Genomic DNA, 12954 nt, shown 5'->3' on the forward strand with positions numbered 1-12954 from the left:
GGGGCGGGCTCGCCGCCCCACTCAAGCACACCGCGGTGCGGCCCCGGCCGGTCCGTCGGCGTCTGCGTCGCCGCTACGGCCGTGTACTCCCGGCGCGGACCTGCGGACGGCCCGATCGAGGACACGCTCGCCGCCGGTCGCCACCGCCCGTCCCGCGGTCTCCGCCTCCGCGACGACATGGGTGATCCTGCCGTCCGCGATGCGCACCCGGGCCGGCGGTCCGCCGGCGGCGAGGCGCACCCGGTCGAGCGTCGGCGCGGTCGCGGGGAGCGGCTCCCCACCCGGGATGCCGGGCCCGCCGCTTGCGTCGTACGCCATCGAAGCCTCTGCCCGCGACCGGGCGCCGATGGGCGAACCCGCGCCCCACCAGGTGAAGTGAGGGTGACCTCACTTGCCTGTGGAACGCGCTGTCACCCCCGGGGCCGCCTCACCGCAGGAGAGGGTTCGCCAGCGGCAGGTAGCGGGCGTCGGCGCCGTCCGCGCCCGTCCAGCGCAGCAGCAGATTGGTCTTCCCGGGCAGGGTCGGCGCGGCGAGGAGGGCGGCGGCCTCGGGGAGATCGTGGCGGGACAGTTCGCGGCGCACGGCGGGCCAGGGGTCGAATCCGGCGTGCCCCTCGGCGAGCGCCGCGGCGACCTCCCACAGGTGGTTCACGACCAGGCAGTACACCAGCCGCTCCCAGCCGGCCGCCCGCTCCACGTCCGGCAGCAGTTTCACGCCCTCGGCGTCCCTGAAAAGCGCCTGTACGGGGGTGCCTGCGGCGTCCACGGCGACCAGCGTGTTCTGAAGATGCGCCTCGAGGACGACGCCGTGGTCGGCGAAGGCGTTCAGCACCGGGGGGACGACGACCGCCAGATACGCCCGCCACCAGGCCGCCGGGTCCGGCGCGGTGGCCAGCGGACTGCCCTCGAATCCCTCGACGAGGCCCGCGGCGAGCAGCGGGGTCGCACCGGGCAGGAGACGGTCCTCCAGCCCGTCGCGGACCAGGACGGCGAGTTCCTCGAAGGCGAAGTCGGCGGTGCGGTAGCCGCGGTCGCTGAGCCAGACCGCCGGCGGACGGGCCGTGGAACCGGCGTCCGCCTCGAAGGCCCGGACCACCGCCTCGTCGGTGCGGCCCAGCTTCAGCAGATCGTGGCGCCACAGCCGGCGGATGTCGTTGGTGATCCGGACGTCGAGACTGAACTTCAGGCACAGGTCCCGCTCGGGTGCGTAGAGCGTCCGGACGGCGGCCGTGGGCCAGGCCTCGAAGGCGGTCGTGCCGAGCCGTACCAGACGGCCGTCGGCGAATGCGGGCGCCAGCGCGGGGCCGGCCAGGCCGAGCTGCCAGGGATGGGCGGGCAGCAGCCGGTAGCCGGGCGGGGCCGTGCCGAGGGCGTCCAGCGCGCGGGTGTCGCCCTCCTCGACGACCGCGTCCTCGCGCAGGCCCAGCAGGACCAGCGGAAAACGGGCGTACGCCTCGGGGGCGTACGGCAGCCAGCCGGCCGGCGGACCGCCGCCCCGCGCCTTGGGAGCGGGGTGGTGGGGGTGGCCGGTGACGAGGGACTGCTCGGAGCGCAGATAGGCGCCGGCCGGCGGGGTGGCACGCGCGCGTGCGGTGAGCATCGCGGCCACCGCGTCCCTGCTGTCGGTCATCTCGGCGGGCAGTTCGTCGTTGGACAGCCCGGTGTGCGCACGCAGCACCTCGGCGACCAGTGCGACGAGCCCGCCGTGATCCAGCGGATGCCATCCGCCCGCCGCGTACACCTCGGGCCCGGCGGGCCGCCGGCCACCGCGCACCCGCAGCAGAAGCCCACCGCCGGGCGGCGGGTCCTCCCCGACCGCCCGCCCGCCGCCGGCCGCCACCGCACCGCCGAGCGACCCGTCGCCATCGGCCGGCCCTCCGTCCCCGGGCAGCCGATCACCGCCGGGCGCCCTGCCGGCACCGAGCAGCCGGTCACCGGCAGGGTGCTTCGCCTCACCGCCGGGAGGCCATTCACCCGCCGGCAGCCGGTACACGTGCCGGTCGTCGTCCCCCGGGGGGCCGGGCAGTGGTGCGGCGACCTCCCGCAGCAGACAGTTGAGCAGCGGCGCGGCCGCGTAGGCGTCGGCGCGCGCGGCGACGCCCACGGCGGACGCCGTGGCCTCGGCGGGCGGGGTGATGAGGTCCACGCGTTCCACTGGTTCCCTGGTTCCCTACGGTTCTTCCGGGCGGAGACGATCATTATCGCGTCGTCACGGCCCCTCCGTGACGACGTACCCGCACCCCCAGGAGCCCACCCGTGCACCCTCCCCCCACCGCCGAAGCCGAGCTGGCCGCGGAACTGGCCGTCGTGCGCCCCGCTCTCGGCCCACGGTTCGCGGCCGCGCTGCCCGGGGCGCGGGCGGCCGTGCTGACCCGGCTGTGGCGGGCGCTCGTCCATGAGCCGCTGCCCTGGATCGAGCGCCGGGCCGAATCCGGCGGGGAGAGCCTGCTGCGGCTGCGCGACGGCCGCCGTCTGCACGGCCCGCGCGCGGACCCGTACGCGACCGCCGCCTATGTGACGGACGTCCGGCTGGACGGGATGCCGTACGACGATCCCGCGCGGCTGATGACGGAGCTGGCCGTGCCGCACGGCGCGGGCTTCGCCGCCGAACTCGGCCACAGCGTGGCCTCGTTGGCGCTGTCCCGGGCCGGGCAGGAGCCCGGCGCCCCCTCCCTGCGGGACCGTGACGCGTGGCCGGTGCACGACTGGGAGTGGGAGCAGCGGGTGGTCGACGGGCATCCGTACCATCCCAGCTGCCGTTCACGGCCGGGCTTCTCGGTGGCCGAACAGCTGGCGTACGGACCCGAACACCGGCCGTCGGTGCGGCTGGGCCTGCTGCCGGTGCCGGCCGGGGAGTGCCTGGTCTCGGGCGAGTGGCCGCGGGAGCTGCGGGACGGGTCCCGGCTGATGATCCCGGTCCACCCGTGGCAGGCGGCGCACGTCCTCAAGCGGACCTGCGGGCAGGAGGCCGACGCGCGTCCGCTGATGTCGTTGCGCACCCTCGCCCTCTCCGACGGTCCGCACGTCAAGACCGCGCTGAGCACCCGGCTGACGTCCTCGATCCGGGACATCTCCATCGGCTCCATCGCCTCGTCGGCGGCCCTCTCGGCCTTCGCGCAGACCCTGTCTCCGCGTACCGGCGGCCTGCTGCACACGACCCGCACACTGGGCGCGGCCACCGCGAACTCCCCCGATCTCGCGGCCGTGTTCCGCGAGTCGCCGCGCGTGTTCGGGGCGCCGGGCGAGCGCGTCGTCCCGGTGGCCGCTCTCGCCGGCACCGAACTTCCCATCTCACCAGCGTGGTTGGCGGATTTCGCACGGCTGGCGCTCACCGTCGGGCTGCGGCTGCTGGAGCTGGGCGTGGCTCTCGAGGCACACGGTCAGAACCTGCTGGTCGTGCTGTCCGCTTCGGGCGCCCCGCTGCGGCTGGTCTACCGCGATCTGGCCGACATCCGGGTCAGCCCGGCCCGGCTGGCCCGGCACGGCATCGAGCTGCCGGACGAACTGCCCGCGCGGATCCGTACGAACGACGTGACGGCGCTGCGACGCAAGCTGTTCGGTTCCCTGGTGGCGGGCGCGCTGGCCGGGACGGCGGGGAGCCGCGAGACCCTGCGTGCCGCCCTGGAGACGGCTGTTCGCGATCTCCCGCGCTCGCCGGACCTCGTGGCGTTGTGCGAGGAACCGCTTCCGACGAAGGCGCTGACGCTGATGCGGATGTCGGCGGGTGCACCCAGCGACCAGTGGGCCTCTCTTCCCAACCCGCTTACACAACAGCCGGTCTGACGTTCATTCAGCCCGCGTCGCGGCCGCGCGGCCGGCGACCGGATCGGCCGTCGGTCCCGCCGCCGTTTTGTGGCCGGACGCTTCTGATCAATAGGATCCGCCGATGATCAGAACACAACGGCTGGCGGCGGGCGTCTGTGCCCTGCTCGCCGCGCTCACGGCCGGGATCGCGTTCCCGGCCGGGGCGGTCGCCGACGAGACCACCGCCACCGCGCCCAAGGTCGACCTGGTCCTCGACGTCAGCGGTTCGATGCGGACGAAGGACATGGACGGCGGGACGCGGATGGCCGCGGCCAAGCAGGCGTTCAACGAGGTGCTGGACGCGACCCCGGAGAACGTCCTCCTGGGCATCCGCACCCTCGGCGCCAACTACCCGGGCGACGACCAGAAGACGGGCTGCAAGGACACCGCGCAGCTCTACCCGGTCGGCCCGCTGGACCGGACCGAGGCCAAGACGGCGGTGGCGACCCTGTCGCCGACCGGCTGGACGCCCATCGGGCCCGCCCTGCTGAAGGCGGCCGACGACCTCGAGGGCGGCACCGGCTCCAAGCGCATCGTGCTGATCAGCGACGGCGAGGACACCTGCGCCCCGCTCGACCCGTGCGTGGTGGCCCGCGAGATCGCCGCCAAGGGCATCGGTCTGACGATCGACACCCTCGGCCTGGTGCCCAACGTCAAGATGCGTCAGCAGCTCAGCTGCATCGCCGAGGCGACGGGCGGCACCTACACCTCGGTGGAGCACACCGAGGAACTCACCGACCGGGTCAACCAGCTGGTCGACCGGGCGGCGGACCCCGTGGTGACGCCGGTCGCCACCCAGGGCGCGGCCTCCTGCGCGGCGGCGCCCGCGCTGAAGTCCGGTCTGTACACCGACCGGGAGGAGTTCGGCCAGGAGCGCTGGTACAAGGTCGACGTCGAGCCGGGCCAGGAACTGCGCGCCTCGGTGAGCGTGTCGGCGGACCGGGCCGTGAACCCCGACTACGGGGTGCTGTTGCGGGCGGTCACGGTGCACGGCCGGGAGATCGTGCGCGGCGAGGCGGCCGGCAACGGCCGTACCGACGTCATCTCGACCGGCCTGCGCTACCCGAAGGCGGAGAGCGACGACGACGAGGCGGCCGCCGAGACGGTGTGTGTGCAGGTGACCAACTCCTACTCGGCGGCCGCGGGGGTCAAGACCACGCCGGGCATGCCGCTGGAGCTGACCGTGGACGTGGTCGACGGTCCGTCGCAGGCGAGCGACGTGGCCTCCTTCGGCCTCGGGCGCGGCTGGTGGCTGCTGGGCGTCCTGGTGCTGTTCGGCTTCCTGGCCGGTCTGCTGTGGGGCTGGGTGTCACGCTGGCGGGTCGCGGTCTGGAGGACCAACTGATGCGTACTTCACGTGTGTTGAGCGGACCGCTGCTGGCGCTCGGGCTGGTGCTCGGCGCGGCGGCCGCACCGGCCGCGGCCGACTCCACCCCGTCGGCGAGTCCGTCCGGCGACAGCTCCGCGCCGACCGAGGCGGGCACGTCGTTCCGCACGGCGACGGAGATCGACCAGGGACAGACGGCGACGGCGAGTGGTTCCGCCGGTGACTACCTCTACTGGTCGTTCCCGGCGGACTCCGGTCAGCGCCCCACCGTCAAGGCGACGGTGAAGCTGCCCGAGAGCCACACCACGCAGACCTGGCAGATCGACGTGTACGACGGTCTGCGGCGCCGCCAGGCCTGCCAGTACGGCGCCCAGACGCGCACCGCCGCACAGGGCACCGCCTCGGTGGAGCTGGCCTGTGTGCTGCGCACGGTCCGCGCCTGGTCGGAACCGTGGGCCGACGACCCGCTGCCGGGCACGTACTACGTCCGGTTGACGGTCCTGGGCCTCAAGGCGGCCGACCTGGGCCTGCCGGTCCATGCGGAACTGCGGGTGGACTCCAAGGACATCGGGGGCGCCGCGGCCGTCGACGGTTCACTGGCGAAGCCGCTGGTCCCGGGCATCGCGGTCACATCCCGGGCGGAGGAGGACGATTCCTCGGCCTCGGCCGTCCTGTCGAGCATCGAGCCGGACGACGGCTGGGCCTCCGGCTGGTGGTCCGATCGCTGGGTGTGGACCGGGATCGGCGCGGTGCTGGCCGCTCTGGCCGGGATCGGCGGATACACGCTGACGCGGGGTTCGGGACGGCCGCGGCAGGTACCGCCGGGCGCCTGACGGCCGCCCGACGTTCATGAGCGAAGGCCCGCCGCCGCACAGCGGCGGGCCTTCTCCCACAGGTCCGGCCGCTGTCCAGCGCCGGGCCCTTTCAGCAGGTCCGGCGCACCGTCCACGGCCGCACTTCCGGCGTCATGCCTCCCGCAGAGCTTTGGCAAGGGTGCTGTCACCGCGGACCTCGATCCGTCCGGCGCGCACCGCGTCCAGGAAGCCCGACCGGCCCTGGGCGACCGCCGTACAGGTGTCCACGTCGAGGACGAGCCGTGCGTCGGGCTCCCCGGGTGCGGGCCCGTCGCCGTACACCGGACCGTCTTCTGCGCCGACGTACAGATGGAAGTCCCCCTCGTCGAGGCGCACTTCGACCAGTCCGGCGCCCGTGATCCCCTCGCCGTCGAGCCCTCGCAACAGGGGGAGCGCGAACCAGTGCGCGCGGAGGGCGTCGGTGGGCCGCCGTTCACCGAGCTCCCCCTCGCCCCACTTGCCCAGGGCCTGGAGCACGGGCAGCAACTCGCGGCCGCGACCGGTGAGTTCGTACACGTAGGCCGCGCCCGGCGGGGGCAGCCGGCGCCGGGTGGCCAGCCCGTCCCGCTCCATGTCCTTCAGCCGCGAGGCGAGCACGTCCGTGCTCACACCCGGCAGATCGGCGTGCAGGTCCGTGTAGCGGCGCGGGCCGGCGAGCAGCTCCCGGACGATCAGCAAGGTCCAGCGGTCGCCGACGGAGTCGAGCGCACGGGCGGCGGAACAGTACTGGTCGTAGCTTCGGCGAGGTGACATGGCACGCAGTCTAGACATGTCGTTGGACTTTCCAAGCTGTTGCTTGGTAAAACCAAGCAACACATCAACCGGAGGGGCGAGCGCGCATGGAGTTCCGGCAGTCGAACAAGCTGAGCGAGGTCTGTTACGAGATCCGCGGCCCCGTGATCGAGCACGCCGACGCACTGGAGGCGGCGGGCCACAGCGTCCTGCGCCTGAACACCGGCAACCCCGCGCTCTTCGGTTTCGAGGCGCCGGAGGAGATCCTCCAGGACATGATCAGGATGCTTCCCCGGGCGCACGGCTACACGGACTCGCGCGGCGTCCTCTCCGCCCGCCGCGCCGTCGCCCAGCGCTACCAGGAACGCGGCCTGGAGGTCGGCGTCGACGACGTCTTCCTCGGCAACGGCGTGTCGGAGCTGGTCTCCATGGCCGTACAGGCGCTGGTCGAGGACGGCGACGAGATACTGATCCCGGCCCCGGACTTCCCGCTGTGGACGGCGGTCACCACGCTCGCCGGCGGCAAGGCGGTCCACTACCTCTGCGACGAACAGGCCGACTGGTACCCGGACCTGGCCGACATGGCGTCCAAGATCACCGACCGCACCAAGGCCGTCGTCATCATCAACCCCAACAACCCCACCGGGGCGGTCTACCCGAAGGAGATCATCGAGGGCATCCTCGACCTGGCCCGCCGGCACGGCCTGATGGTCTTCGCCGACGAGATCTACGACCAGATCCTCTACGACGACGCCGTCCACCACTCGGCCGCCGCGCTCGCGCCCGACCTGGTGGTCCTGACCTTCTGCGGCCTGTCGAAGACGTACCGGGTGGCGGGTTTCCGCTCGGGCTGGCTGGTGGTGACCGGCCCCCGGCAGCATGCCAGGGACTACCTGGAGGGCCTCACCATGCTCGCCTCCATGCGCCTGTGCGCCAACGCGCCCGCCCAGTACGCCATCCAGGCGGCGCTCGGCGGCCGCCAGTCCATCCGCGAGCTGACCGTGCCGGGCGGCAGGCTCTACGACCAGCGGGAGACGGCCTGGGAGAAGCTCAACGAGATTCCGGGCGTGTCGTGCGTGAAGCCCAAGGGCGCGCTGTACGCGTTCCCGCGCATCGATCCCAAGGTCCATCCGATCCACGACGACGAGAAGTTCGTCCTGGACCTGCTCCTGAGGGAGAAGATCCAGGTCGTCCAGGGCACGGGCTTCAACTGGCCGGCTCCCGACCACTTCCGCATCCTGACCCTCCCGCACGCGGACGACCTGGAGGCGGCGATCGGCCGCATCGGCCGATTCCTGAGCGGGTACCGGCAGTAGCCGGCGAGGCAGCGGGGCCGACGGCGGCCGGCCGGAGGCGTCGGCCGGCCGGAGGCGTCAGCCAGAGGCGTCGGCCAGAGGCGTCGGCCAGCCAGAGGCCGTCGGCCAAAGGCGGTCGGCCGGAGGGCGGCGGCCACCCAGAGGCAATCAGCCAGAGACGGCGGCCAGAGGCGTCGGCCGGCGGGAGGCAGTCGGCCAGAGGCGGTCGCCAGCCGGAGGCAATCAGCCAGAGACGGCGGCCAGAGGCGTCGGCCCGCCGGAGGCGGTCGGTGGGCCGGAGGCGGTCGGCGGGCCGGGCGGTCGGCGGGCCCACCGGTGGCTTCCTCCCCGCGCCGCCCGCGCAGCGCACCGCCGGCATGCGTGCGGCGACGTCCTGTGTCACCGTGCTGGGAGGCACGGCAGGAAGGGGCACGCGCGCGTGGGCGACCTGATTCTCGTGCGGCACGGCGAGACCGAGTGGTCCCGCTCGGGCCGGCACACCGGATCGACGGACGTACCGCTCACCGAGCACGGCCGCAACGAGGCACGGCGGTTGGCGCCACTGATCCGTCCGCTGCGGATCAGGACCGCGTTCGTGAGCCCGTCACAGCGGGCACGGGAGACGGCGGAGCTGATCGGACTGCGGGAGGCCCGGGTCGACGCCGGTCTGCGGGAGTGGGACTACGGCGGCTACGAGGGCGTCACGACGGCCGACATCCAGCGCACGCGACCGGGCTGGTTCCTCTTCACCGACGGCGTCGCGCCCGGGCCGCCCGACCATCCCGGGGAGACGCCCGCACAGGTCGGCGAGCGGGCCGACCGGGTACTGGCCCGGGTCGAAGCCGCGCGGACGGGCACCGAGGAACATGTGGTGCTGGTGGCACACGGGCACTTCCTGCGGGTGCTGACCGCGCGCCGGCTCGGGCTGCCCGCGTCGGCGGGGGCACTGTTCCAGCTGGAGACGGGGACGCTGTGCCGGCTGGGCACGGAGCACGGGCGGCCGGTGATCACCGCCTGGAATGTCAGACCCGGGTCGTAGCCTTCGGGAAGGCCCCCGGTGGGGGAGTACTCGGAGGGAGCATGCCGTGACCCGACCGCCGACCGCCGCCCAGCGGCGTGTGATCGAGGCCGCCGACCCGGTCACCGGGCGGCTGCGGGGTACACAGCCGCAGCTGGCGGCACTGGTGCGGCACGGGCTCGCCTTCCGGCACCCGCGCCCGCCGCACGACCACTTCCTGACGCCCGCGGGGCACCGGACCCGGGAGACGGCCCAGGATCCCGGGGCCACGCCCGGAACGCCGGGAACCGCTGCGCAAGCCCCTCATGGCGCTCCTCCCGGGCCGGCGACTGCGGACACCGGTGTGTTCGCCGCCCGCGTCGGCGGCGAGGAGACGGCCGGGGCGGCCTCGCCCTCCCGAACCCGCGAGGTGCACAGCGCCTGGCAGGGGCTGCTCGAACTGCGCCGGATGACCAACCCGGACGGGAACACCGCCCGGCCCTGCGGCTGGGAACGCACCCATCTCGTGCGGGCCGCCGCGCTCGCGCTGGAGGCCGCCGGCCACCGGCCCGCCGGGCCGGAGGGCGCCGACGGCTACCGGGTGCGGGCGACCCCGCAGCCGGAGGCGGTCGCCGTGCACGGGCCGGACGACGCGACGCTGCGGGCCTGCGCGGCGACACTGGAGAAGGCGGGCTGGCAGGTCGGCGAGCACACCGACCCCCGGGCGCGATCGCGCTATCTGCTGGCTTCCCCACGCCGGGTGTGAGGGACATGCCAAGATCGATGGGCAGGCCACCGACATCGACAAGGGGACACCGTGAGCGAGCCGTTCTCCGTCCGGATCACCGTACGCGGATACGAGACCGACGTGCAGGGCCATGTCAACCAGAGCGTGTACATCAACTACGCGGAACACGCCCGCTGGTCGCTCCTCCAGGCCGCGGGCATCAGCCAGGCCGGCCTGGTCGCCAAGGGGGTGGGCCCGGTAGCCCTGGAGACGACCATCCGCTACCGGCACGAACTCCTGGCCGGTGACGAGGTCGACGTCAGCTGCGTCTTCGAGTGGGGCGGCGGCAAGACCTTCCGGATCGAGCAGACGATCCGCAGGACGGACGGCACGGTCTCCGCCGAACTCACCGCGGTCGGCGGGTTACTGGACCTGAAGGAGCGCCGGATGGTCGCCAACCCGCAGGACTACTTCAAGGAACTGGCCACCGATCCGAGCCTGTTCGGGCTGTGACCCCGCGCCGGCTCCGGCTCCGCTCCAGTCATGGGCAGCCCGCCGCCCCTGACCGGCTGGGTGCCCTGAGGCGGGCCGCCCCCGGCCCTCGCCCGCTCACCCCGCCCCGAACGCCTCGCGGTGGTCGCGTGCCCCTTCCCGGTAGGTCCGCGCCGGACGCCCCGGCAGCTCCGGCAGGTCCTCGGTGACGACGGCGTTCCCGCCTCGGCGGACGCACGCGGAACCCTGCGCGGCTCCGTCCGCGACCGCCTCGCCCTCCCCCCGGCCGAGGAGATGCCCTCGCACCTCGTCCGCGGACAGGCCGAGTGTCGTCACCGGAGGGCCGAGGACGTCCGCGAGGACGGCGGGCCGGCGGGGCACGCTGACGGGTGTCCCGCCTCGGGCGTTCTCCACCGGTCGGCTTCCCCGGGCCACGCCCTTCCAGGCGCTCGGGCAGCGGTGAATTCGGATGCGGGAACCCGGGCGGGCCTGCGATGCTCCGGTCCCATGTCCGCACGACGTGTGAAACCCAGCCTCTACATCTCCGTCGACATCGAGGCCGACGGCCCGATACCGGGGCCGTACTCGATGCTGAGCCTGGGTGCGGCGGTCGCGGGGCGGCAGGACGCCGACGGGTTCACCGCGGCCGACCCCGCCCGGCAGACCTTCTACGCCGAACTGCGTCCGATCAGCGACGAGTTCGACGCCGAGGCGCTTGCCGTGAGCGGGCTCGACCGCGAGCGTCTGGCCGACGAGGGACTCGAAGCAGCCGTGGCACTGGCCCGGTTCACCGCGTGGGTACGCGAGGTGAGCGGGGGCGCCCAGCCGGTGATGTGCGGCTACCCGGCCTCGTACGACTGGACGTTCCTGTACTGGTACCTGATCCGTTTCACCGGCGGGAGCCCCTTCGGCCACTCCGGCTGCCTCGACATGAAGACGCTGTACGCCACGAAGGCCGGACTGCCGCTGCGGGCGGTGGCGAAGCGGACGATGCCGCCGCACCTGCTGTCGAGACGTCCTCACACCCACCACGCGCTGGACGACGCCGTGGAACAGGCCGAGCTGCTCGCCAACCTCATGGCGTGGCCGGGGCCCGGGGCGGCCCGGTGACCTCCTCCCCGGTCTCCCTCGGGATGCGGCGGCCGCGGATCCTCGTCATCGGACGGTGCCGGACCGTTCCGGGGCGCACGCGCCCACGCGCGCGCCCCGGTCACGGCCACCACGGACCCCACGCGGAGGTCCGTGGCTCCCGGTCGAGGGCCGTCCCCCTCGACCGGAGTTCGGTGCCCGCCCGCAGGAACCGGGTCCCTGACGGGCCGGGCGGGTTCAGCCCTGTGCGGCGATCCGCGCCAGTCGCTGCGCCTCTTCCCTCGTCGAGCGGGCGATGTCGTCCTCGTCGGCGTGCAACAGGCGGCCGTTCTGGACGATCTGACGTCCGTTCACGAAGGACGCGGTGACGGGGGCGGCCGCGCCGAGGACCAGGGCGGTCACCGGGTCGGCGATCGAGGCGTGAGCGAGGGTGTCCAGCCTCCACAGCACCAGGTCGGCGAGCTTGCCCGGCTCGAGGGAGCCGATCTGGGAGGCGCGGCCCAGCACCTGGGCGCCGCCGAAGGTGCCGAGGCGCAGAGCCTGACGGGCGTTCAGGGCGGCTTCCCGGTGGGCGCCGAGGCGGTTGATGAGCAGGGCGTTGCGCAGCTCGGTGTGGAGTTCGCCGGACTCGTTGGACGCCGTGCCGTCGACGCCCAGGCCGACCGGGACGCCGGCCGCCAGCATGTCGGGAACGCGGGCGATACCGGCCGCCAGCCGGGCGTTGGACGAGGGACAGTGGGCGACTCCCGTCCTCGTCCGGGCGAAGGCGTCGATGTCGGAGTCGTTCATGTGGACGCAGTGCGCCATCCACACGTCCTCGCCGAGCCAGCCGGTGGACTCGAAGTAGTCGGTCGGGCCCATGCCGAACAGCTCGTGGCAGAACTTCTCCTCCTCGACCGTCTCCGAGCCGTGGGTGTGCAGGCGCACGCCGAGACGGCGCGCCAACTCGGCGCCCTGTCGCATGAGTTCGGTGGAGACGGAGAAGGGTGAGCAGGGGGCGACGGCGACCTGGGTCATCGCGTCGAAGGAGGAGTCGTGGTGCTGGGCGACGGTTTCCTCGGTGGCGGCGAGGGCGCCCTCCAGGGTCTCGACGGCGAAGTCCGGGGGCAGGCCGCCGTCCTTCTCGCTGCGGTCCATGGAGCCGCGGGCGAGGGTGAAGCGGACGCCGAGGTCGCGGGCGGCGCCGATGATCGCCCCGGACAGGTCGCCGGAGCCCTTCGGGAAGACGTAGTGGTGGTCCATGGCGGTGGTGACGCCGCCTCGGGCCATCATCGCGAGGGAGCCCTGGGCGGCCGCCCGGACCATCCGCTCGTCGATGCGCGCCCAGGTGGGGTAGAGGGCGACGAGCCAGTCGAAGAGGTTGTGGTCGGTGGCCAGGCCCCGGGTGATCCACTGGTAGAAGTGGTGGTGGGTGTTGACCAGGCCCGGGGTGACCAGATGTCCGGTGGCGTCGATGCGGCGCTCGACGTTCTCCAGGCCCTCGGGTGCCCGGCCCGCGCCGAGCGACTCGATCCGGTTGCCCGCGAGGACGACGTACCCGTTCGCGTACTCGGTGTCCTGGGCGTCGACGGTCGCGATCGAACCGTTCTCGATGACGATGCGCCGGTCTGCTGCCATGGTCTTCGTCCTTTGCGCTC

13 protein-coding genes are annotated in these 12954 nt (G+C 73.5%); 8 read left to right on the plus strand and 5 right to left on the minus strand.

What is annotated here, in order from left to right; translation table 11 throughout:
• Positions 1–21: 21 nt before the first annotated feature.
• Positions 22–318 carry a hypothetical protein gene (locus OHS71_RS09830; protein ID WP_328478899.1) on the minus strand — a complete coding sequence of 99 codons (297 nt, stop codon included), beginning with the start codon at positions 316–318 and terminating at the stop codon, positions 22–24.
• Positions 319–427: 109 nt separating this feature from the next.
• Complete coding sequence (locus OHS71_RS09835; RefSeq protein ID WP_443046891.1) at positions 428–2155, minus strand: IucA/IucC family protein; 1728 nt, start codon at positions 2153–2155, stop codon at positions 428–430.
• A 101-nt stretch (positions 2156–2256) separates the two neighbouring features.
• Between OHS71_RS09835 and OHS71_RS09840 the strand changes: the two genes are divergently transcribed.
• From OHS71_RS09840 to OHS71_RS09850, 3 genes are all read left to right on the plus strand, one after another.
• On the plus strand, positions 2257–3783 hold the full coding sequence (locus OHS71_RS09840) for an IucA/IucC family protein (RefSeq protein WP_328478901.1): 1527 nt from the start codon (positions 2257–2259) through the stop codon (positions 3781–3783).
• A 103-nt stretch (positions 3784–3886) separates the two neighbouring features.
• A complete protein-coding gene (locus tag OHS71_RS09845) occupies positions 3887–5149 on the plus strand; it encodes a VWA domain-containing protein (protein ID WP_328478903.1) in 1263 nt (420 codons plus the stop codon).
• Entirely contained in the window at positions 5149–5964 is an 816-nt protein-coding gene (locus OHS71_RS09850) for a hypothetical protein (RefSeq protein ID WP_328478905.1), read from the plus strand. Before OHS71_RS09845 ends, OHS71_RS09850 begins: the two co-directional genes overlap by 1 nt.
• A 132-nt stretch (positions 5965–6096) precedes the next feature.
• Here the strand turns inward: OHS71_RS09850 and OHS71_RS09855 are convergent, their stop codons facing one another.
• Positions 6097–6738: a helix-turn-helix domain-containing protein gene (locus OHS71_RS09855; RefSeq protein ID WP_328478907.1), complete on the minus strand. Its 642-nt coding sequence runs from the start codon at positions 6736–6738 to the stop codon at positions 6097–6099.
• 86 nt (positions 6739–6824) lie between these two features.
• Between OHS71_RS09855 and OHS71_RS09860 the strand changes: the two genes are divergently transcribed.
• The 4 genes from OHS71_RS09860 to OHS71_RS09875 all read left to right on the plus strand — a co-directional run bounded on the left by OHS71_RS09860 (position 6825) and on the right by OHS71_RS09875 (position 10249).
• Positions 6825–8033: a pyridoxal phosphate-dependent aminotransferase gene (locus OHS71_RS09860; RefSeq protein ID WP_328478909.1), complete on the plus strand. Its 1209-nt coding sequence runs from the start codon at positions 6825–6827 to the stop codon at positions 8031–8033.
• A gap of 418 nt (positions 8034–8451) precedes the next feature.
• Positions 8452–9051 carry a histidine phosphatase family protein gene (locus tag OHS71_RS09865; protein WP_328478911.1) on the plus strand — a complete coding sequence of 200 codons (600 nt, stop codon included), beginning with the start codon at positions 8452–8454 and terminating at the stop codon, positions 9049–9051.
• Between the two features lie 46 nt (positions 9052–9097).
• Entirely contained in the window at positions 9098–9775 is a 678-nt protein-coding gene (locus tag OHS71_RS09870; RefSeq protein WP_328478913.1) for a hypothetical protein, read from the plus strand.
• A gap of 51 nt (positions 9776–9826) precedes the next feature.
• Positions 9827–10249 carry an acyl-CoA thioesterase gene (locus OHS71_RS09875; RefSeq protein ID WP_328478915.1) on the plus strand — a complete coding sequence of 141 codons (423 nt, stop codon included), beginning with the start codon at positions 9827–9829 and terminating at the stop codon, positions 10247–10249.
• A 96-nt stretch (positions 10250–10345) separates the two neighbouring features.
• Here the strand turns inward: OHS71_RS09875 and OHS71_RS09880 are convergent, their stop codons facing one another.
• Entirely contained in the window at positions 10346–10642 is a 297-nt protein-coding gene (locus tag OHS71_RS09880; RefSeq protein WP_328478917.1) for a hypothetical protein, read from the minus strand.
• A 93-nt stretch (positions 10643–10735) separates the two neighbouring features.
• Here OHS71_RS09880 and OHS71_RS09885 point away from each other — a divergent pair, with 93 nt between their 5' ends.
• Positions 10736–11338, plus strand: a complete 603-nt coding sequence (locus OHS71_RS09885; protein WP_328478919.1) for a 3'-5' exonuclease — start codon at positions 10736–10738, stop codon at positions 11336–11338.
• Positions 11339–11554: 216 nt separating this feature from the next.
• Here the strand turns inward: OHS71_RS09885 and OHS71_RS09890 are convergent, their stop codons facing one another.
• Complete coding sequence (locus OHS71_RS09890) at positions 11555–12934, minus strand: 8-oxoguanine deaminase (RefSeq protein ID WP_328478921.1); 1380 nt, start codon at positions 12932–12934, stop codon at positions 11555–11557.
• Between the last annotated feature and the right edge of the window lie 20 nt (positions 12935–12954).

It is taken from the genome of Streptomyces sp. NBC_00377, assembly GCF_036075115.1.
Taxonomy (GTDB): domain Bacteria; phylum Actinomycetota; class Actinomycetes; order Streptomycetales; family Streptomycetaceae; genus Streptomyces.